The following is a 20,113-nucleotide window of genomic DNA, read 5'->3' on the forward strand; positions in this document are numbered from 1 at the left end:
ACGCCCAGCAGAACGGGGAGGCCGTCGCGTCAGCCGCGCACGAGGCAGAAGGGATGGCCGGCCGGGTCGAGGTAGACGCGGAACCCGCCGTCGGAGGAGGGCTGCTCGGCGTGCACGCTCGCACCGGCCGCGAGCACGGCCGGCTCGGCGGCGTCGATGTCCTGCACCGAGAGGTCGAGGTGGAACTGCTGCGGGTGGGCGCCGCCCGGCCAGGTGGGGGCCACCCAGTCGTCGATGCGCTGGAAGGCGAGGGTCGTGCGCCCGTCCGGCCGCTCGGGAGACACGCCGCCACCCGGCGGGACGAGGGTCGCCCAGTCGGCGTCCGACCCCGACTCCAGGTCCCAGCCGAGGACGTCGGCGTAGAAAAGGGCGAGGCGCATCGGGTCGGGGCAGTCGAGGACGACGAGGTCGAGGATCGGGTGCGGTGCCATGGCACCGAACCTAGGGGCCGAAGCGGACGGGACGCGTCCGCATCGCCCGAGCGGCCCGGCCCCGGGTCAGGAGACGCCGGCGAAGCCGGCGGTGCGGCGGCGCGAGGTCTCGAGCGGCTCGAGCTGCTCGCGCACGGCCGCGGCGCCGCCGACCGGGCACGTCCAGTCGCCGTCGACATCGACGACGCGGACCCCGGGCGCCTCGAGCCAGCGCAGGACCTTCTCGCTCTCCTCGGCGGTCGCCGCGGTGGCCGGGGCGACGGGCGCCGCGACGACCTCGGCGCTCGCGCGCAGCGCCCCGATGTAGGGCATCGGGTCGGCGCCCCGCGGCGAGGTGGTGCTCCCGGCGAGCCGGCCGTAGCGGACGCAGACGACCTCCCAGCCGCCGGTGACCGAGCGCCGGGCGGCGACGAGCTCGGGGATGCGGGCGAGCGGGTGCAGCCGCTGGCTGCGGGTCGTCCCGCGCACGAGGGCGACGAGGCGGTCGCGGACGACCTGCGCGTCCTCGAAGCGTTCCGCCCCCGAGAGGGCGGCCATCCGCTCCTGGAGCGCGGTGAGGAGACCGCGGGCGTGCCCGTCGAGGAGCGCGGCGGCCTCGGCGACGACCTCGGCGTACTCGTCGACACCCTGCGCACCGGTGCAGGGCGCCCCGCAGCGGCCCATCTCGGCGAGGGCGCAGGCGGTGCGCGGGCGGCTGGGGGAGAGGCGCTCGACGCACTGGCGCAGCGGGAGGACCTCGTGGACCGCCGACACGGCGGCCTCCGCCGCCTGCCGAGAGCCGAACGGCCCGGCGTAGCGGGCGCCGTCGGCGGCGACGGCGCGCACGATCGACAGGCGCGGGAACGGCTCGACGGTCAGCTTGACCCACAGCGCCTTCTCGGGATGGCGCGAGCGGCGGTTGTAGCGCGGCTTGTGCTGGGCGATGAGCCGCAGCTCGCGGACCTCCGCCTCGAGCGTCGTCGCACAGACCACGGGCGAGACGGACTCCGCGAGGCGGACCATCTCGCCCATCCGGCGACGGTGCTCGGACGCGGTGAAGTAGGAGCGGACGCGGGTGCGGATGGAGACCGACGTGCCGACGTAGAGGACGCGGTCGTCGCCGTCCTTGAAGAGGTAGACCCCGGGGGCGTCCGGGAGGCCGTCGGCGAGGTGGCGCTTGCGGCGCCGCGCCGGGGAGACGCGGGCGGTGTAGTCGAGGAGCTCCTCGAGGGAGTGCACGCCGAGGCTGCCGACCCGCCCGATCAGCGCGTGGAGGACGTCGACGGTCGCGCGCGCGTCGTGGAGCGCCCGGTGGTCGGGCGTCGTCGTGGCGCCGAAGTGCGCCGCGAGCGTGCCGAGGCGGTGGTTGCGGACCTCGTCGCGGGGGACGAGCTGGCGGGCGAGGTGCACGGTGTCGAGGACGGCGAACGACGGCCACTCCCGGTCGCAGCGCAGCGCCGCGGCCTTGAGGAACGACACGTCGAAGCGGGCGTTGTGGGCGACGAGCACCGACCCGGCCGCGAACTCGAGGAACTGCGGGAGCACGGTCTCGATGCGCGGCGAGCCCGCGACCATCGCGTCGGTGATGCCGGTGAGGACCGAGATGAACGCCGGGATCGGCTCCCCGGGGTTGACGAGCGTCTGGAACTCGCCGACGACGACACCGCCGCGCACGCGCACGGCGCCGATCTCGGTGATGCCGCACTCGGCCGGGCTGCCGCCCGTGGTCTCGAGGTCGACGACGACGAAGTCGACGGACGACAGCGGGGTGCCCAGGTCGTCGAACGTGCCCTGGACCATCGTCATGCCCCGAACGGTAGGTCGGGGTACCGACAGGTCCGTCGAGGCGCGCGGGGAGTGCTCCCCTCCGGGTCCGGGCCCGACGGCGTGCCCGCGCGGTTACAGTGTGGCGACGTCGCGACGGCCCGGAGGCCGTGGGCACCGGGGGAGCGCACGAGGGAGGCAGCAGTGGCACGTGGCGGTGGCGCACGCGCGCGGAGCCGGCAGACCCGCCGCCGCCTCGCGAGCCTGCTCGCCGTCGTCCTCGTCGCCTCCGGCCTCGGGTACGCCGCGGTCGCGAGCGACGGCACCACGGTCCACGAGGCCGACCTCAACGACGCCGGTGTCTGGGTCAGCTCCGGAGCCCAGGCGAAGTACGCGAAGGCCAACGTGCCGATCGGCCAGCTCGACACCGGCATCGCCACCGACGCGGCGCCCGGCGCCGGGCTCGACCTCCTCCAGGACGGCGCCGTCGTCCTCGGCCTCGACACCGGCACCGGCGAGCTCTCCGCCCTCGACGTGGCCGCCTCCACGGCCGGCGACCCGGTCGCCGTGGTGCCCGGCCCGGGTCGCGGCACGGCGAAGGGCTTCCGCCCGAGCCCGGTCGACCTGCGCGGCGGCACCCTCGCGCTCCTCGACCCCGCGAGCGGCAAGGTCTGGGGCCAGCGGGTCGACCCTCGCAGCGGCACGACGGAGTTCCCCGGCGTGGCGGCCGGCGCCAAGCCGCTCGCGACGGTCGGGCGCCAGGCGGCGCTCGCCGTGGGGCTCGACGGCGCGATCCACGTCGTCTCCGGCGCCGACGGCAAGGTCACGACCCTCGCGCCCACGGCCGCCGGGGGCTTCTCGCGCCCCGTCGTCACGCCGACCGCCCTGCGGTCCCCGTCGCCGGACGTCACGGCCGTGGGCCCCCGCTGGGTCGCGTACGACCCGGCGTCGGACCGGGTCTTCACCGCCGACGAGCGGGACGGCGTCGACGCGCAGGTGACGACGGACGGCGCCCGGTCGGCGGCGCTGCAGGTGCCGGGCCCGGACGCCGACACGGTCGTCGTCGAGTCCTCGGCCCGGGCGACGCAGGTGCCGCTCGACGGTGGCCTCTCGCCGGGCGGCGTCGTCGTCGGCGAGCGGGTGAACCGCGTCCCCGGGTCCACGCTGCTCAGCCGCCCGGTCGTCCTCGGCGGCTGCGTCCACGCGGCGTGGGCGGAGGAGGGTCGCGTCTTCTACGGGGCCAACTGCGGGCGCACCGGCGACGAGCAGACGGCCACGCTGCCCGCCGACGGCGAGCAGCCGACCCGCGACGGCGTGGCGCTGCGGGTCAACCGCGGCCTCGTCGTCCTCAACGACCTCGACAACGGCGGGGTCTGGGACCTCGAGGACAAGCCGACGAAGATCGACAACTGGGACGCGCTGACGCCGCCGACGCGCCAGGACGACAAGAACCAGAAGAAGGACGAGAACCTCGTCGACGAGGCCGCCGCACAGCAGCCGCCCAAGGCCGTCCCCGACGCCCAGACGGTGCGCCCCGGACGGGTGAGCAAGCTGCACGTCCTCGACAACGACACCGACGTCGCCGGGTCCGTGCTCGCGATCGACCAGCGCGACGTGACGGCCCCGACCCTCCGGGGCGCGACGGCCACCGTGTCGGCCGACGGGCAGGCCGTCGACCTGTCGGTGCCCGCGGGGACCGAGGGCCAGCAGCTCGAGTTCTCGTACAAGGTCAACAACGGCAAGGTCACCTCCAAGGGAGCGGCCCGCGTCTCCGTGCGGGTCGTCGGCGACGAGGTCAACTCCGCGCCGACCCTGCGGCCCGGTGGCGCCCAGCTCACCCAGCGGCGCTACCCGGTCATCGCGGGCAAGCGCCTGTCGGTGCCGGTCCTCGCCGACTGGCGCGACCCCGAGAACGACACGCTGGCCGCCCGCGCGGACGCCGAGGGAGCCGTCGTCGACGGCGCGGGGCGGGTGACGCTCACCGCTCCGGTGGAGGAGGGGCGCCAGCCGATCGGCTACGTCGTCACCGACGGCCGCGGCGGGTCCACGAAGGGCACCGTCGAGGCCCAGGTGCTCGGCACCGGGCCGGAGGTGCGCTTCGAGCCCCCCACCACGCAGCCGGATGCCGTGCGCGGTGTCGTCGGCAAGCCGCTGCAGGTCGAGCCGCTGGGCAACGACATCGCCGGCGCCGACCCCGGGGAGCCGGACGCGTCGCTGCGGCTGCGCTCCGAGGTCCGGCCGGTCGGTCCGCTCCAGGTCGACACCGACCTCGCGACCGGCACCGTCACGGTCACCGGCAACGCGCCGGGGACGTTCGAGCTCAGCTACTCCGCCGTGACCGGCGCCGGCGCCGCGCCCGGCCGCATCCGCGTCGACCTCACCGCCCCGCCCGAGGGCGCTCCGCCGGTCGCGGTGCCGGACACCGCGACCCTCCACGACCAGGCGCCCGCCCTCGTCGACGTCCTCGCCAACGACTACTCGCCGCGTGGGGACGTGCTGGTCACCGCGGCCGCGTCGCCCGCGGACGGCTCCGGCTGGCTGCGCGCCTCCATCTACCAAGGTCGCTGGCTGCGCCTGGAGGCCGCGGAGCCCGCACCCCTCGACGCGGGGACCGGGCGTCGCGGCACCATCCGCTACACCGTGAGCGACGGCACGCAGCGCACCAGCGGAGAGGTGTCGGTGCTCCAGCAGCCCCCCGCCGACGACGCCGTCCCGCTCGTCGAGGACGACACCGCGACGGTGCGCGAGGGCGACACGGTGAGCATCCCGGTGCTGGACAACGACACGATGGCGGACGGCATCCCGCTGCGCCTGGACCCCGAGTCGGTGAAGGTCGTGAGCAAGGGGGACGCCCAGCGCGCCTTCGCCTCCGGCAACGTCGTGCGCTACGTGCCCGAGGCCCGCGGCCTGCGGGCGCCGAAGTTCGTGACGATCGAGTACGCCGCGTACGCCGAGGGTGCGAAGGGTCGGGCGCAGACCGCACGAGCGCGGGTGCAGGTCAACCCTCTTCCCACCAAGCAGCAGGTCAACCAGTCGCCCGTGGCTCGCAGCTTCACCGCGACCGTGACGGCGGGCGACCCGCTGACGATGACCATCCCGACCTTCGGCGTCGACCCCGACGGCGACAGCGTCACCCTGACCGGTGTCGTGGGCGCCGACGACGGCCCGGTCGACCTCGCGCTGGGCCGGGTCGTGGGGGTCGGGCCGACGACGATCCGGTACGAGTCCTTCCCGCTCGCGGCAGGGACCGAGGTCATCACGTACGAGGTGCGCGACCGCTTCGGCGCGACGAGCCGCGCGTTCGTGAGGGTCGGCGTGGTGCAGCCGGGCGACCCGCAGCCGCCCGTCGCCGTCGACGACGAGGTGTTCGCCGCGCCGGGCAAGACGGTCACCGTCAAGCCGCTCGTCAACGACCTCATCGCCCGCGGCGACGTCGTCGAGGTCGACACCGAGTCGCTCAACCCGGCGGATGCCCTGCGCGCCTGGCGCGTCGACGAGGACCACACGGTGCGGACCAAGGTCCCGGACGACACCGCCCGCGTGCACCAGCTGGCGTACGGCATCAGCGACGGCCTGTACGACCCGTCCCGCGCGAGCATCCTCGTCCGGCCCGTCGCGGGGTACAAGAACCCGCCGGTGGCCAACGACGACGTCGCGGCGCCGAAGCCGGGGGAGACCTCGACGGTGGTCGACGCGCTGGCCAACGACACCGACGTCGACTCCGACCCCGCGACCCTGCGGGTCAAGGAGGTCCTCTCCCCGGACGCGCAGGTCACGCCCGACGGTCGGGTCAGCGTCAAGATCCTCGACCACGCCTACTCGGTGCCCTACGTCATCGTCGACGAGGACGACGAGGAGGCGATGGCGCTCATCCACGTGCCGACCGGCGCCAACGGGCAGCCGTTCGTCGTGGCCGGCTCGCTCATCACGATGGACCCCGACTCGTCCAAGACCGTCAACCTGGGCGACTACGTGCGCTCCCCGCGGGGTCGGGTGGTGTCGGTGACGACGGCCTCGACGGTCTCGGCCTCCCCGGCGGAGAACCTCTCGGTCAGCCTGGGCGACAACCGGACCCTGCAGCTGACCTCCTCCAACGGGTATGTCGGCCCGGCCGCGGTGATGCTGGAGGTCACCGACCAGAGCGCGGTGGACCAGAAGGACTTCGGCACGGCGTACGTGTCGGTGCCGGTGCAGGTCGGGCCGCTGGTGCCGCTGCTGCGCTGTCCCGACGGCGCCGTCACCGTCACCGCCGGCGGCCTGGACCGCACCGTCGACATCCCGACGGTCTGCCACGCCTGGCTCCCGGTCGGCATGACGTTCGACGACGTCGAGTTCTCCGCTCGCTGGCGGGAGGAGCCGGACGCGGACCTGCGCGTCGACGGTGCGGGCAACCGCCGCCTGACGCTCCACGCGGACGGGGACGCCCGCAGCAGCAACGGCACCATCGAGGTCTCGGCGCCCGGTCTGCGCGAGCCCTCGACGATCGCCGTGCGGGTCATCGGCCGTGCCGACACCGCGGGGGCCGACGGCACCGACAGCACCTCGCCCGAGGACCCGCTGCCGCCGGCACGCGTGCGACCGGTGACGGTCGACGGCCTCGAGGCCGGCCAGTCCCGCACCGTCGACCTGCGTCCCTACCTGGACTCGCCGCTGCCGCAGCCCGAGTGCACCGTCACCGCCGCGTCCGTCGAGCAGGGGAGCGGCCTGACCGTGGCCCGCTCCGGATGCTCCGTCACGCTGACCGCCGGCGACCGGCCCTCGCAGAAGGCCGCGGTCGCCGTGACCCTCAGCGACGGCCCGAAGCGCAGCGCGCGCGGGCGCATCACGGTGACCCTCCTCGGCCGTCCCGACCCGCCGCGTCGCGTGCAGGCGGTCGCCGACCGCGACGCCGGTGGCCAGGCCCGTGTCGCATGGCTCCCCCCCACCTACGACGGCGGAGCCACCATCACCTCGTACGTCGTCCGCTGGACCGGCGGCTCGACCGGCAGCACGACGTGCACCGCCTCGCCCTGCACCGTCCAGGGACTGACGAACGGCAAGGACTACAGGTTCACCGTCGCGGCCGTCAACGGTGTGGGAGAGGGCGACCCGTCCGAAGCGAGCGCCGCCGTCCGCCCCGACACGCTGCCGCGGGCGGTGACCGGCGTGCGGATGGTCGACCGCGGCGACGGTCGCCTCACCATCGCGTGGGACCAGCCGGTCAACGAGGGCAGCGCCCTGCGCAAGTACGTCGTCCGCCTGATCTCCTCGACCGGCCAGACCAAGACGCAGAACGTCGTCGCGCCGCGGCGGCAGGCCACCGTCACGGGCCTGGACAACATGGCGGAGCAGGACGTCCAGGTCCAGGCGTGGAACGAGCTCGGCGCGGGTCCGTTCGGCCCCGCCGTCTCGATGCAGTCCGCCGGCACCCCGCCCGCGCTGCCGGCCCCGAAGATCGCAGCGAGCGGCCCCGGCCCGGCGAAGGACTCGGCGACGCTGACCGTCTCGTGGGAGCAGGGCAGCCCCAACGGGCCGCCGACGACAGGCTACACGCTCTACCAGTCCGTCGACGGCGGCGGGTGGACCGTCGCCGCGCGCACCGGGGCCGGTGACCGCAGCGCGAGCGTCGTCATCCCCTACGACGGGCGCCAGTACCGGTACACGGCGACCCTGACCAACGGCGCCGACCTCGAGGGGCCCAAGTCCAACGCGTCGTCGTTCACGTCGGTCGGACAGCCGTCGACCCCGACCGTCACCGCGTCGACGCCGTCGGCGAACCGCCAGATCCAGCTGACCGTCGGGGTCGGCCAGCCGCGCGCCGGGTCCTTCAGCGCGATCCGGTGGTCCGGCGGCGGCAAGAGCGGGTCGGTCGCCTGTGGCTGCGCGCCCGGCTCGCAGAAAACCTTCTCCGTCGGCCCGTTCGACACCAACCCGACCCGCCAGTACGCGATCACGGTGTGGACGGTGAACTCCGGGGCCCAGGAGTCGGTCCGCAGCTCCGCGGCGGCGACCCCCTACGGCGACACCCTGACCCCCACCGGCCTGCGCAGCTCGCGCAACGGCAACACCATCACGTGGACGTGGAACCTGCCGGAGAACGGCCGGCCGATCACGGACGTCCAGGTCCGCGGCGCCGTCGACCAGACCTTCGGCGGCAACCGCACGCAGGTCAGCCGCACCGGGACCCCGGGCAACACCTACCGGCTCGAGGTGCGCGCGAAGTCGGCCGCGGGGTGGTCGGCGTGGGCCGGCCCGGTCGGGGAGTCCATCCCGGACCCGAAGAAGGTCGAGGTCCTCAAGGGCAGCACGTGCAACGAGCGCTCGTGCGCCACCGGCAACGGCTCCTGCACGAGTGCCGGCTGTCGCTGGATCGCCGTGCGGACCTCGGGGCTCGGCGGCTCGGTCACGTGCAGCTTCTCGGTCGACGGCCGCTCGGTCAGCGGGTGGCGCAACCTGACCATGGGCGGCAACGCGACGAAGGAGAGCGACAACTTCTACGGCGGGACGGGGACGGTCACGGCCTCGTGCGGAGGCACGAGCGGCAGCCTGCGCTGGTAGCGCCGGCCGATCCCCACCGGGGACGGCGGTGCCCTGTCGGTGGTCACCCCTAGCGTCGCTCACGACAACGAGGACGAGGTGAGACGCATGACCCGTGACGACGTGATGACCATCGACTGCCGCACCTGCCCGGTGCGCGAGCTGCACTGCGACGACTGCATGGTGCCCGTGCTCCTGAGCATCACCGGCACGCGCACCGACGGCGCCCTCGACGCCGAGGAGCGGGCCGTCGTGACCCGGCTCGTCCGCGCCGGCCTCGTCGACGCCGAGACCGCCGCCACCGTGCGGGCCACGGTCGAGCCCGGGGCCGCCCACGGGAGCCGCGCCGTCGGCTGAGCCGCTCTCCGTACGATGACGCGGTGCCCGCCCACCGCCCGACCCGCCCGCTGACGGCGGCGGTCGTCGGGCTGGTGCTCCTGGCCGGCTGCAGCGGGGGCGACGCGTCGCCACCCCGGGTCGCACCGCCGACCACGGCGACCCCGACCGGCTCTCCCGAGGTCGATACCGCCTCGGCCACCGCCACCGCCCTGGACGAGCTCCTCGCGCGCCGCGACGCCGCCGTGCTCGACGGTGACCGGGACGCGTTCCGCGCCACCGTCGCCGACCCCGACGGTGCCGCCGGCCGCGCCCAGCTGGCCGCCTTCGACGCCGCCCGCGCGCTGCGCCCGGACCGCCTCGCCCACGACGTCGTCGCACCCGTCGACGACCCCTCCGCCGTCGACGTCGGGGTCCGCTACCGCCTCGCGGGCCTCGACCGCGGTGACCGGACGGCCCGCACCCGCTACGGCGTCGTGCGGGACGGCGACCGCTGGCTCGTCGCGTCCGAGGCCTCCGCGCCCGGGGCCCAGGCGCCGCCGTGGACGGCGATGCCGGGCCTCACCGTCCGACGCACGACGCACGCCGTCGTCGCCGGCACCCTGCCGTCCGCCGACCTCGACGCCGCCGGCCGGACGGTCGACGACGGGCTGCCGGGTCTGGCCCGCCGCTGGTCACGCACGCCGGGCCGCGTGCTCGTCCTCGCCCCGGCGACGGTGGCCGAGGGCGAGGCGCTCCTCGGTGCGGCCGCGGACGACGGGGTGGGCGCGAGCACCGACGGTCCGACGGGCGAGGACGGTCGGGCCACGGGCGACCGCGTCGTGCTCGACCCCTCGGCGCACGCGCGCCTGACCCGCACCGGGCGCGCCGTCGTCCTCACCCACGAGCTGGCGCACGTCGCCGTCCGCGCGACGCTGCCGGGCGCCCTGCCCACGTGGCTCTCGGAGGGCTACGCCGACCACGTCGGGTACGCCGGGGCCGACGTCCCCGTCACGGACCTGCTCGCGCCGCTGACCGCCGCCGTCCGGGCCGGCGCCGCACCCCGGGACCTCCCGGACGCGGCCGCCTTCGCCGCCGGTGGGTCGCTCGAGGTCACCTACCTCGCTGCGTGGCAGGCCGTCGAGCTCCTCGCCGACCGGCGAGGCGAGGCCGGCCTGGACCGGCTGCTGCGGGCCTGTGCCTCCACCGGCGGTGAGCAGGCTGCCGAACGCATCTGCGACACCGCCCTGCCGGAGGTGGCGGGGCTCGACCGTCAGGCGCTCACGCGGCTGTGGCGTCAGCGCCTCGACGACCTCGCGCGCTGAGCGCGTCCGGGTCGCCGCGCCCGGCTGCGTCGTCGTCGGCCCCGGAGGGCACGAGGACCGACGCCAGCACGAGCGCCGCCACCAGCCAGAACTGGTTGTAGAACGCCTGCTTGTTGACGAGGTTCGCGACGGCGAGCACGAGCGCGGCCCAGCGCAGCACCTCGCCGACCGGGGGCCGGCGCCGCCACACGGCCCACATCGCGCCGCCGACCGCGGCGAGCATCGCGAGCCCGGTGACGGCGAACGGCAGCGCCACGCCGTGGACGTTGAGGAAGTACAGGTACCAGGTGTTGGCGAACCGGATCGGGTGGAAGGTGAGCAGGGTCGTCACGGTGTCGTCGACGAACGCCGCCGGGTCGGCCACGAGCCACGGCAGGACGAGGACGCCCGCGAGGCCGCCGGTGGCGAGAGTGCGCCGCCAGCCGAACGGCTGCCACACGAGGAGCACCGGGGCGACGAGGGCGAGGTGCTGCTTGCTCGCACAGGCCAGGGCGAGCGGCACGACGGCCCACCAGGCGTGCCCGCGGCGGACGAGCGCGGCCCACCAGACGAGGAGGGCGGCGAGCACGGGCTCGGTCCAGGCCTGGTCGACCTGGGTGATGGTGCCCGGCGCGACGACGAGCACCGCGGCCGCGGCCGCCGCCCGCGCCCGGCCCGAGGGCGTGCCGCCGGCGAGGTACCAGAGACCGGCCAGCAGCACGAGGGTCCAGACGAGCAGCATCCAGCGCACGTCGCCGGCGACCCAGCGTCCCGGCGCGGTGAGGACCATCATCCACGGCAGGTACGTGAAGTGGTCCTGCACACCGGGGGAGCCGCTCCACTGCGCCGTGTAGACGTTGCCGAGGCGGGCCGAGACGTCGGCGCCCTGCTGGAGGATCACCCAGACGTCGATCTTCGGTGCACGGTCCCCGAGCACCGCGACCGAGGCGAGCACGGTGTGGGTCAGGGCGGCCCCGCCCAGCACCGCGGGCGGACCCCACGGCGCGCGGACGAGGAGCAGGCCGGCGAGCGCCACGCCGCCCACCGCGACGACGGCGAGCGCCGCCGTCAGCCACCCGCCGCGCAGGTACGAGAACAGCGGGACGGTGAGCGTGAGCACGACCGAGCCCAGGACGAGCACCGGTGCGAGCCACCGGGGCAGGGGCACCTCGACCCGGCGGACGAGCCACCACGCGAGCAGTGCCGTCCCCGCCGTGAGGACGAGGAGGATCGGTACCCGGAAGCGCACGACGCTCCACTGCGCGACCCCGAACCAGGCGAGCCAGGCGACGGCGAGGACGACGGCGGGTGCCGCCGCCCGCACTCCCGGCGCGGGGCGCCCGGCCGCGGGCTCAGCCACCGTAGAGCGCGTCGACCTCGTCGCCGAAGTCGCGCATCACCACGTTGCGCTTGAGCTTGAGCGACGGCGTGAGGTGGCCCGACTCCTCCGTGAAGTCGGCGTCGAGGACGACGAACTTGCGGATCGACTCCGCCTTGGAGACAGCGGTGTTCGCGTCGTCGACGGCCCGCTGGATCTCGGTCTGGATGCGCGGGTCGTGCTTCGCCTTCGAGAACGGCAGGTCGTCGAGCCCGTGGTTCGCGGCCCAGGCGGGGTACATCTCCTCGTCGAGCGTCACGAGCGCGCCGATGAACGGCTTGCCGTCGCCGACGACGATGCACTGGCTGACGAGCGGGTGTGACCGCAGGCGGTCCTCGAGGACGGCGGGCGCGACGTTCTTGCCGCCGGCCGTCACGAGGATCTCCTTCTTGCGGCCCGTGATCCGCAGGTAGCCCTTCTCGTCGAGCTCGCCGATGTCGCCGGTGTGGAACCACCCGTCGCGCACCGACTCCTTCGTCGCGTCGTCGTTGCCGCGGTAGGTGCGGAAGACGTTGACCCCCTTGATGCAGATCTCGCCGTCGTCGGCGATCTTGAGGTCGACGCCCGGCAGCGGCGGACCGACCGTGCCGATGCGCATCGCGTCGGGGAGGTTGACGCACGCCGGGGCGGTGGTCTCGGTCAGGCCGTAGCCCTCGAGGATCGAGACGCCGATGCCGCGGAAGAAGTGCCCCAGCCGCGTCCCGAGCGGCGCGCCGCCCGAGACGGCGTACTGCACCCGGCCGCCCATCGCGTCGCGCAGCTTGGCGTAGACGAGCTTGTCGAAGACGGCGTGCTTGACGCGCAGCCCGAGCGGGACCGAGCCGGTGTCGAGCGCCTCGGACCAGGCGATGGCGGTCGCGGCCGCTCCGGCGAAGATCTTGCCCTTGCCGCCGGCCTCCGCCTTGGCCTCGGCGCTGTTGTAGACCTTCTCGAACACCCGCGGCACCGCGAGGATGAAGGTGGGCCGGAACGACGCGAAGTCGTCCATCAGCGTCTTGAGGTCCGACGAGTGGCCCATCCGCACACCGGCGGTCACCGCGAGCACCTCGATGAAGCGCGCGAAGACGTGGGCGAGCGGGAGGAAGAGGAGGGTCGAGGCGCCGTCGGCCTTGACGACCGCCGCGATCTGCTCGGCGGTGTTCTCGGCGAGGGTGAGGAAGTTGCCGTGCGTCAGCTCGACGCCCTTGGGGCGACCGGTCGTGCCCGAGGTGTAGATGACGGTGGCGAGCGAGTCGCGGTCCATCCCCGCGCGGCGGTCGACCAGCTCGCGGTCCTCGACGTCGGCCCCGTCGCGGCTCAGCGTGTCGACGTCGCCGTGGTCGAGCACCCAGACGTGCGCGAGGCCGGGCAGGCGCCCACGGACCCGCTCGATCGCCGCGAGGTGGGACTCGGACTCGACGAGCACGCCGACCGCGCCGGAGTCGCCGAGGATCCACTCGACCTGGTCGGGGGAGGAGGTCTCGTAGATCGGCACGGGCACCGCGCCGGCCGCCCAGAGGGCGAAGTCGGCGAGGGTCCACTCGTACCGGGTGCGGCTCATGATCCCCACGACGTCGCCGACCCCGATGCCGGCGGCGAGGAACCCCTTGGCGAGCGCCGCGACCTCCGCGGCGAACGTCGCGCTCGTGACGTCGGTCCACCCCGCGCCGGAGCGGACCGAGAACGCCACCCGCCCGGGCCGGTCCGCGGCCAGACGGGCCGGGAGGTCTCCCAACGTGCCCTCGTTCGTCGCGGGCAGGACGAGGGGCGTGGAGGTCTCGTGCACCGTCGGACTCCTTCGGTCTCGGGTGGGGAAGCCCCCCAACTCTAGGCCCCGGCCTACGGGTAGCCTGCGGTGCCATGGCCGACCGCACCCGTTCCTCCACCGAGATCGCCGCCTCCCCGGGCGAGGTGCTCGACGTCATCGCGGCGTTCGAGGACTACCCCGAGTGGGCCGAGCAGGTCAAGGCGTGCTCGGTCCTCACCGAGGACGGCGACGGCTGGGCCGACCAGGTCGAGTTCACCCTCGACGCGGGCGCGATCAAGGACCAGTACGTGCTCGAGTACGACTGGGCGGTCGCCGAGGACGGCACCGGTGTGATCTCGTGGCACCTCGTGCGCGCCTCGCTGCTCAAGGGCCTCACCGGCAGCTACACCCTCGAGGCGGTCGGCGCCGGCACCCGGGTCACCTACGACCTCGAGGTCGACCTCACCATCCCGATGATCGGGATGCTCAAGCGCAAGGCCGAGAAGCTCATCATCGACGCCGCGCTCAGCGAGCTGAAGAAGCGCGTCGAGGGCTGATCGCCACGATGACCGCGCAGCGCTGGCACGAGGACGTCGGGAGCGTCGCCGAGGAGGCCGGGCGCCTCCTCGAGAGCCTGCGCCGCGCCGGTCGCGACTCCGCGGCGGACGCCGGAGCCACCGGAGCGCCGGCCGCGGGCGACACCGGAGCGGACGACACCCGCACCGACCCGCCTGCGGCCGAGACGTTCTCGTGCGACGACCCGGTGTGCCAGTGGTGCCCGGTGTGCCGGGCCTCGGCCTTCGTCCGTCAGCTCAGCCCCGAGACGCTCGGAACGCTCGCCGAGCTCGCGGGTTTCGCCGCCGCCGTCCTCGGCGACCTCGCCTCCGCCCGCGGGCGGGCCCACGACGACCAGCAGGGAGGCGACCGTGGCTGAGGGACCCCTCGCGGTCGGTGTCGACATCGGCGGCACCAAGGTGGCCGCCGGCCTCGTCGACGGCACCGGCGCCGTGCTGCGCCGCACCCGCCGCGACACCCCGCACCGCTCGACGAGCCCGCGGGTCGTCGAGGACACCATCGTCTCCGCGGTCGAGGAGCTGCTCGGCGCGGGCAGCGAGGAGGTCGTGGCCGTCGGCATCGGCGCCGCGGGCTTCGTCGCCGCCGACCGCGCGACCGTCGTCTTCGCCCCGCACCTCTCGTGGCGCAACGAGCCGCTGCGCGCGGCCCTCGGCGAGCGCCTCGCGATGCCGATCTTCGTCGACAACGACGCCAACGCCTCGGTGTGGGCCGAGCACCGCTTCGGGGCCGGCCGCGGCGAGAGCCACCTCGTCATGGTCAACCTCGGCACCGGCATCGGCGGCGGCATCGTCCTCGACGGCCGGGTCGTGCGCGGCCGCTTCGGCATCGCGGGCGAGTTCGGGCACATGCAGGTCGTGCCGGACGGCATCCGCTGCGAGTGCGGCAACCGCGGGTGCTGGGAGCAGTACGCCTCCGGCAACGCGCTGGTCCGCGAGGCGCGCGCCCTGATGTCGGCCGGCAGCCCGGTCGTCTCGGACCTCTTCGAGCGCGTGGGCGGCGACCCCAGCGAGCTGACCGGTCCGCTCGTCACCGAGGCCGCGCGCGACGGCGACGCGCTGGCCCGTGAGCTGCTCGGCGAGATCGGCCGCTGGCTCGGGGTCGGGATGGCCGACCTCGCCGCGGCGCTCGACCCGGGCACCTTCGTGATCGGCGGCGGCGTGAGCGCGGCCGGCGAGCTCCTCCTCGGCCCGGCGCGCGAGGCCTTCCGGCGCCAGCTGACCGGCCGCGGCTACCGCCCGGAGGCGACGATCGTCGCCGCGCAGCTCGGCAACGAGGCGGGCCTCGTCGGGGCCGCGGACCTCGCGCGGGTCGGTGCGGCGGACCTCGCCTGGGCCGACGCGGCCGACCACGCGTCCGGTCCGGCAGCCGGCGACGCGCCGCCCGCCGGCTGACCGGACGCCGTGCCGGTCGAGCGGTTCCGGGTCGCGACGTACAACACGCGCGACTTCCTCGACGACCGCCGGCTCGCCGCCCGGCTCGTGCGTGCCGTCGACCCCGACGTGCTCTGCCTCCAGGAGGTGCCCCGGCGCCTGCTCGCGCCGTGGCGGCTGCGGCGCTTCGCCGACGCCTGCGGGATGCGGTGGAGCGGCCGGCAGCGGGGGAGCGGCGGGACGACCGTGCTCACCGCCCCGCACGTCGAGCTGCTCGACGCGTCCCACCACCGCCTGCCGGTGCGCTGGCCCGACCGCACCCGGGGCTGGGCGCGGGCGACCGTCCGCCTGCCGGGCGGGCACGAGGTGACGGCCGTGTCGCTGCACCTGTCCCTGCGCGCGGCCGAGCGGGTGCGCCACGTCGAGGCGGTCCTCGGGGCGCTCGACGGGGTCGAGCCGCTGGTCGTCGCCGGCGACCTCAACGAGGGCGAGGACGGGGAGGCGTTCCGCCGGGTCGCGCAGCCGGACCGGCTCGGCGTCGCGGGCCCGCACGTCCCGACCTTCCCGGCGCGGTCACCGCGCAGCCGCCTCGACGTCCTCTTCGCGTCTCCCGGGCTGCGGGTCCTGCCCTTCCGCGAGGTCGCGGTCCCGGAGGCGGTGTGGGCGCGGGCGAGCGACCACCGCCCGGCGTGGGTCGACCTCGAGGTGGGCGGGGCGACCGGTTAGCCGAGCAGCGCGACGTCGAGGTCGTAGGCCAGCACCACTGCTCGAGCCAGCCGGGTCTTCTGCTCGCCGCTGAGGTACCCGACGGTGCGGCCCAGCGCACCGATCGGGACCGTCAGGACGTTGTCCAGCGACACCGCACATGTGTGGTCCAGCCCGTTCTCGGGCCCGACGAGCACCTCGCTGGACAGACCCTTGACCGTGCAGGTGATCGGGGCGACCGTCACCTTCGTCATCGCCCCCCGGGCAGCCTCCCGGGTCAGCACGAGCGCGGGCCGGGTCTCGTCGAGGCGGACCAGGCAGATCTCCCGCACCCGTTCAGTCCTCGAGCACGACGTGCGCGCCGGTCCAGTCGACGAGGTCGTCGAGGTCGTCGTGCGTCCCCTGGGTCCGCAGGACGTGCGCGTCCTGCTCGGCGGCCAGCCGACGCATCTCTCGTTCCACGGCCGCCGCCACCAGCGCGGCGCGGCTCGGCGCCCTACCGCTGGCGACGCTGCGGTCGAGGAAGGCGACGATCTCGTCGGGGAGGCGGACGGCGATCTGCGTGCTCATTCCCCGAGCATACGCCGACGCATCCCGATGTGGGATTCACCGATGGAGCTCGAGCGTCAGACGCGGGCGCCGTCGTCGCTGTCGTCGCGGTGGCGGGGTTGGCGCAGGACGAGCAGCGCGAAGCCGGCCAGCGAGAGCACGAGCCCGGCGACGAACCAGCGGGTGCTGTGGAAGGGCCGGGCCAGCGCGACGTAGAGCAGGCAGAGCGGCCCGGCGACGAGGCCGACGACCGCGCCCCAGAAGTGCAGGTCCTCCTGCGGGGGGAGCTCGACGGCGGGCGGGTCGTAGTGCTCGTCGTCGTCCGGATCCTCCGCGGCGGCCTCGGCGGCCGGCTCGGGCGCAGGCTCGGCGGCGCGCCACGCGGAGGCGGGGACGACGACGTCGACCGGCGGGTTGACCCACGGCGGACGTGTCGCGGGCGGGGACGGCGTCGACGCTGCGGGCTCGTCCGGGTCGTCCTGCGCGGGAGCGGCGTCCCGGGCGGTGGGGGTCTCGTCGACCTCGGGGTCGTCGGCCGAGGGGAGGGCCCCGTCCCACGCCGCCACGATGGACGCGAAGCGCTCGTCGACGTCGCGCTCGTCCATCTCGCCTGGCCGCTCGTTCACGGTCACTCCTGGGGGTCCGGGGCAGGGCATGATCTTCGCACGGCCTCCTGTGCGAGCGAAGGGGTCGCCCGTCGTCCGTGACGGGGGGAGCAACACCGCGGGGGTGCACTAGGCTTCCCGGCACAGACGCGGAAGGGTGGATCGGTGTTCTACTGGGTGCTGAAGACGGTCGTCCTGGGGCCGATCCTCCGCCTCCTGTTCCGGCCCTGGGTCGAGGGCGAGGAGAACATCCCCGAGGAGGGGGCCGCGATCTTCGCGAGCAACCACCTCTCCTTCAGCGACTCGATCTTCCTGCCGCTCGTCGTGCCGCGCCGCATGACCTTCCTCGCCAAGGCCGACTACTTCACCGGCGTCGGCCTCAAGGGCCGGCTCACGGCGGCGTTCTTCAAGGGCGTCGGCCAGCTGCCGATCGACCGCTCCGGCGGCCGGGCGAGCGAGGCCGCGCTCACCTCCGGCCTGCGCGTCCTGCACCGCGGCGAGATCCTCGGTCTCTACCCCGAGGGCACCCGCAGCCCCGACGGTCGCTTGTACAAGGGCCGCACCGGCGTCGCCCGGATGGCCCTCGAGGCCGGCGTCCCGGTCATCCCCGTCGCGATGATCGACACCGACAAGGCGCAGCCCACGGGCACGAAGGTCCCCAAGCTCGTGCGCATCGGCGTCCGGATCGGCGAGCCCCTCGACTTCTCGCGCTACGAGGGGATGGAGGGCGACCGCTTCGTCCTGCGCTCGGTCACCGACGAGATCATGTACGCGCTGATGGAGCTCTCCGGGCAGGAGTACGTCGACATGTACGCGACGGCGATGAAGGACCGCATCGCCCGCGAGAAGAAGAACAAGGCCAAGGAGGCCGCCGAGGCCGCCACCCCCGGGCGCGCCGCGACCGAGCTCGAGGCCGCGCTCGACGCCGAGGGGCTGGAGGGCGACGCCGGTCCGGAGCGTCGCGCGAGCTGAGGCGCACGTGGGAGTCCTCGGACCGCGCTCACCCCGCACCGGCCGCCGCGAGCCGGTCGTCGTCGAGGCCTTCCTGCGCGGGCTCGACGTCTTCCGCCCGATCGGCACCGCCTACGCGGCCTTCCTCGCGTGGACCCGCCGCGACGACATGGTCCGGCCATGGGTCGCCGTCCTCGTCATCGGCGTCCTCGCGGCGTGGTCGCTCGGGCTGCTGCTCTACCGGCGGCGCAGCCGGGTCGTCGTCGGGGTCGAGGTCGTCATCGCCGTCCTCGCCATCCTCGCGACGCCGCTCGCGGACGGGATGGACGCGGTCAGCGCCGGCCAGTACACGCTGCCGACCGTGTGGGCGGCCGGGTCGGTCGCGGGCAGCGCGGTCGTCGCCGGGGCCCGGGGCGGGCTGCTGTCCGCCCTCGTCATCGCCGCCGCCGACCTCCTCGAGATCGCCGGCCGCCCGACGCAGGCGACCGTGCACAACATCGTCATCCTCGTCCTCCTCGGCGGGCTCATCGGCCTCGCCGTCGACCTCGCCCGCTCCGGGCTCGCCCGGGAGGAGCAGGTGCTGCTCGAGCGCGAGCGGCTGCGCGAGCGCGAGCGCATCGCCCGCGTCGTGCACGACGGCGTGCTGCAGTCCCTCGCGTGGATCCACCGCCGGGGCGTCGAGCTCGGCGGTCCGGCGCAGGAGCTCGCCGACCTCGCCGCCGACCAGGAGCGGGCGCTGCGCCGCTTCGTCTCGGGGGCGGGCGCACCGGGCGAGGCGCCCGTCGACCTCCACGGCGTCGAGGGCGCCGAGGTCGACCTGCGCCTGCTCGTCACCGCCCACGAGCGCCCCGGCGTCGGGGTGGCCGTGCCCGGCGACCCGCTGCTCGTCGACCCGCAGGTCGCCCACGAGCTGGACGCCGCGCTCTCGGCGGTCCTCGACAACGTCGAGCGGCACGCCGGTCCCGGGGCCCGCGCCTGGGTGCTCCTCGAGGGCGACGCGACCGGCGTCGAGCTGACCGTCCGTGACGACGGCGCGGGCGCCGAGCTCGCCGAGCTCGTGTCCGCCTCCTCCCGTGGCCGGCTCGGGGTCTCGTCGTCCATCCGCGGCCGGGTCGAGGACCTCGGCGGAACCGCCACGTGGACCACGCGTCCCGGGGCAGGATGCACCGTGCACCTCACCGTCCCGCGCCGAGCCCAGGAGCAGCCGTGACCGACGCCCCGACGACCCGGACGGACACCGCCCCCCGGGTGCTCGTCGCCGACGACCACCCGCTCTGGCTCTCCGCGCTCGAGCGCGACCTCGTGGCCCGCGGCGTGCAGGTCGTCGGCACCGCCGCGGACGGACCGTCGGCCGTGCGGCGCACCCGTGCGACGACCCCCGACGTCCTCGTCCTCGACCTCAACCTGCCGGGCATGCGCGGCGACGAGGTGTGCCGGGCCCTCGGCGACCTGCCGACGCGCGTGCTCATCCTCTCCGCGAGCGGCGAGCAGCAGGACGTCCTCGCGGCGATCAAGGCCGGTGCCACCGGCTACCTCGTGAAGTCGGCCTCGCCCGGCGAGATCCTCGACGCCGTGCTCGCGACGGCCCGCGGCGAGGCGGTCTTCACGCCGGGGCTCGCCGGGCTCGTCCTCGGGGAGTTCCGTCGGCTCGGCGCGGCGGAGGAGCCGACGGAGTCCGCGCCCGAGCGGCCCATCCCGCAGCTGACCGCCCGCGAGACCGAGATCCTGCGCCTCGTCGCGACGGGGATGACGAGCAAGGAGATCGCCGCGCAGCTCGTGCTGTCGCACCGGACGGTCCAGAACCACGTGCAGAACACCCTCGGCAAGCTGCACCTGCACAACCGCGTCGAGCTCGTCCGGTTCGCGCTCGCGCACGGCCTCGAGGACGAGGACCCCGCGGCCACCTGAGGCGTCGGGGGCCATCCGGCATCCGGGCCCCGTGTC

Annotated in this window: 17 protein-coding genes; 10 read left to right on the forward strand and 7 right to left on the reverse strand. The window is 75.0% G+C overall.

What is annotated here, in order from left to right:
- Nucleotides 1-29 precede the first annotated feature (29 nt).
- Together J3473_RS01255 and J3473_RS01260 are read right to left on the reverse strand one after the other, a co-directional pair.
- Entirely contained in the window at nucleotides 30-431 is a 402-nt protein-coding gene (locus tag J3473_RS01255; protein ID WP_207021583.1) for a VOC family protein, read from the reverse strand.
- A gap of 66 nt (nucleotides 432-497) precedes the next feature.
- Nucleotides 498-2,216 carry a DEDD exonuclease domain-containing protein gene (locus J3473_RS01260; RefSeq protein ID WP_030528239.1) on the reverse strand — a complete coding sequence of 573 codons (1,719 nt, stop codon included), beginning with the start codon at nucleotides 2,214-2,216 and terminating at the stop codon, nucleotides 498-500.
- Nucleotides 2,217-2,378: 162 nt separating this feature from the next.
- Between J3473_RS01260 and J3473_RS01265 the strand changes: the two genes are divergently transcribed.
- From J3473_RS01265 to J3473_RS01275, 3 genes are all read left to right on the forward strand, one after another.
- Nucleotides 2,379-8,711 carry an Ig-like domain-containing protein gene (locus J3473_RS01265; protein WP_207021584.1) on the forward strand — a complete coding sequence of 2,111 codons (6,333 nt, stop codon included), beginning with the start codon at nucleotides 2,379-2,381 and terminating at the stop codon, nucleotides 8,709-8,711.
- Between the two features lie 87 nt (nucleotides 8,712-8,798).
- Nucleotides 8,799-9,047, forward strand: a complete 249-nt coding sequence (locus tag J3473_RS01270) for a hypothetical protein (RefSeq protein ID WP_030528942.1) — start codon at nucleotides 8,799-8,801, stop codon at nucleotides 9,045-9,047.
- Between the two features lie 23 nt (nucleotides 9,048-9,070).
- A complete protein-coding gene (locus tag J3473_RS01275; RefSeq protein WP_207021585.1) occupies nucleotides 9,071-10,330 on the forward strand; it encodes a hypothetical protein in 1,260 nt (419 codons plus the stop codon).
- Here J3473_RS01275 and J3473_RS01280 read toward each other — a convergent pair.
- The gene (locus J3473_RS01280; protein ID WP_207021586.1) at nucleotides 10,287-11,669 is read right to left on the reverse strand and encodes a hypothetical protein; all 1,383 of its coding nucleotides are present in this window, start codon (nucleotides 11,667-11,669) and stop codon (nucleotides 10,287-10,289) included. The two genes, J3473_RS01275 and J3473_RS01280, sit on opposite strands and share 44 nt — an antisense overlap.
- The gene (locus J3473_RS01285; protein WP_207021587.1) at nucleotides 11,662-13,452 is read right to left on the reverse strand and encodes a long-chain fatty acid--CoA ligase; all 1,791 of its coding nucleotides are present in this window, start codon (nucleotides 13,450-13,452) and stop codon (nucleotides 11,662-11,664) included. Before J3473_RS01285 ends, J3473_RS01280 begins: the two co-directional genes overlap by 8 nt.
- Before the next feature lie 74 nt (nucleotides 13,453-13,526).
- On the opposite strand from J3473_RS01285, the gene J3473_RS01290 reads away from it, so the two are divergent.
- From J3473_RS01290 to J3473_RS01305, 4 genes are read left to right on the forward strand one after another with little or no spacing between them, the layout of a single operon-like run.
- Nucleotides 13,527-13,970, forward strand: a complete 444-nt coding sequence (locus J3473_RS01290) for an SRPBCC family protein (protein WP_030528946.1) — start codon at nucleotides 13,527-13,529, stop codon at nucleotides 13,968-13,970.
- An 8-nt stretch (nucleotides 13,971-13,978) separates the two neighbouring features.
- Nucleotides 13,979-14,347, forward strand: a complete 369-nt coding sequence (locus J3473_RS01295) for a hypothetical protein (protein ID WP_207021588.1) — start codon at nucleotides 13,979-13,981, stop codon at nucleotides 14,345-14,347.
- A complete protein-coding gene (locus J3473_RS01300; protein ID WP_207021589.1) occupies nucleotides 14,340-15,380 on the forward strand; it encodes an ROK family glucokinase in 1,041 nt (346 codons plus the stop codon). The genes J3473_RS01295 and J3473_RS01300 overlap by 8 nt, the downstream gene beginning before the upstream one ends.
- A 9-nt stretch (nucleotides 15,381-15,389) precedes the next feature.
- Entirely contained in the window at nucleotides 15,390-16,085 is a 696-nt protein-coding gene (locus tag J3473_RS01305) for an endonuclease/exonuclease/phosphatase family protein (RefSeq protein ID WP_207021590.1), read from the forward strand.
- Here the strand turns inward: J3473_RS01305 and J3473_RS01310 are convergent.
- The 3 genes from J3473_RS01310 to J3473_RS01320 are packed head-to-tail and all read right to left on the reverse strand — an operon-like array spanning nucleotide 16,082 to nucleotide 17,239.
- Complete coding sequence (locus J3473_RS01310) at nucleotides 16,082-16,396, reverse strand: type II toxin-antitoxin system PemK/MazF family toxin (protein WP_207021591.1); 315 nt, start codon at nucleotides 16,394-16,396, stop codon at nucleotides 16,082-16,084. The genes J3473_RS01305 and J3473_RS01310 overlap by 4 nt on opposite strands.
- Before the next feature lie 4 nt (nucleotides 16,397-16,400).
- On the reverse strand, nucleotides 16,401-16,634 hold the full coding sequence (locus tag J3473_RS01315; RefSeq protein ID WP_207021592.1) for a YlcI/YnfO family protein: 234 nt from the start codon (nucleotides 16,632-16,634) through the stop codon (nucleotides 16,401-16,403).
- 56 nt (nucleotides 16,635-16,690) lie between these two features.
- Complete coding sequence (locus J3473_RS01320) at nucleotides 16,691-17,239, reverse strand: hypothetical protein (RefSeq protein ID WP_207021593.1); 549 nt, start codon at nucleotides 17,237-17,239, stop codon at nucleotides 16,691-16,693.
- Nucleotides 17,240-17,383: 144 nt separating this feature from the next.
- On the opposite strand from J3473_RS01320, the gene J3473_RS01325 reads away from it, so the two are divergent.
- From J3473_RS01325 to J3473_RS01335, 3 genes are read left to right on the forward strand one after another with little or no spacing between them, the layout of a single operon-like run.
- Complete coding sequence (locus J3473_RS01325) at nucleotides 17,384-18,190, forward strand: 1-acyl-sn-glycerol-3-phosphate acyltransferase (RefSeq protein WP_030528951.1); 807 nt, start codon at nucleotides 17,384-17,386, stop codon at nucleotides 18,188-18,190.
- Nucleotides 18,191-18,197: 7 nt separating this feature from the next.
- Nucleotides 18,198-19,379, forward strand: coding sequence for a MacS family sensor histidine kinase (gene macS / locus J3473_RS01330; RefSeq protein ID WP_207021594.1), 1,182 nt, complete (start codon nucleotides 18,198-18,200; stop codon nucleotides 19,377-19,379).
- Entirely contained in the window at nucleotides 19,376-20,077 is a 702-nt protein-coding gene (locus J3473_RS01335) for a response regulator transcription factor (protein WP_242525608.1), read from the forward strand. The genes macS and J3473_RS01335 overlap by 4 nt, the downstream gene beginning before the upstream one ends.
- The last annotated feature ends 36 nt before the right edge of the window (nucleotides 20,078-20,113 follow it).

The organism is Phycicoccus sp. DTK01, assembly GCF_017312765.1.
Classification (GTDB): domain Bacteria; phylum Actinomycetota; class Actinomycetes; order Actinomycetales; family Dermatophilaceae; genus Phycicoccus; species Phycicoccus jejuensis.

Coding starts and splice junctions, on each gene's coding strand:
- J3473_RS01255 (WP_207021583.1), bottom strand. CDS start 431: ATGGCACCGCACCCGATCCTCGACCTCGTCGTCCTCGACTGCCCCGAC.
- J3473_RS01290 (WP_030528946.1), top strand. CDS start 13,527: ATGGCCGACCGCACCCGTTCCTCCACCGAGATCGCCGCCTCCCCGGGC.
- J3473_RS01315 (WP_207021592.1), bottom strand. CDS start 16,634: ATGAGCACGCAGATCGCCGTCCGCCTCCCCGACGAGATCGTCGCCTTC.
- J3473_RS01295 (WP_207021588.1), top strand. CDS start 13,979: ATGACCGCGCAGCGCTGGCACGAGGACGTCGGGAGCGTCGCCGAGGAG.
- J3473_RS01270 (WP_030528942.1), top strand. CDS start 8,799: ATGACCCGTGACGACGTGATGACCATCGACTGCCGCACCTGCCCGGTG.
- J3473_RS01260 (WP_030528239.1), bottom strand. CDS start 2,216: ATGACGATGGTCCAGGGCACGTTCGACGACCTGGGCACCCCGCTGTCG.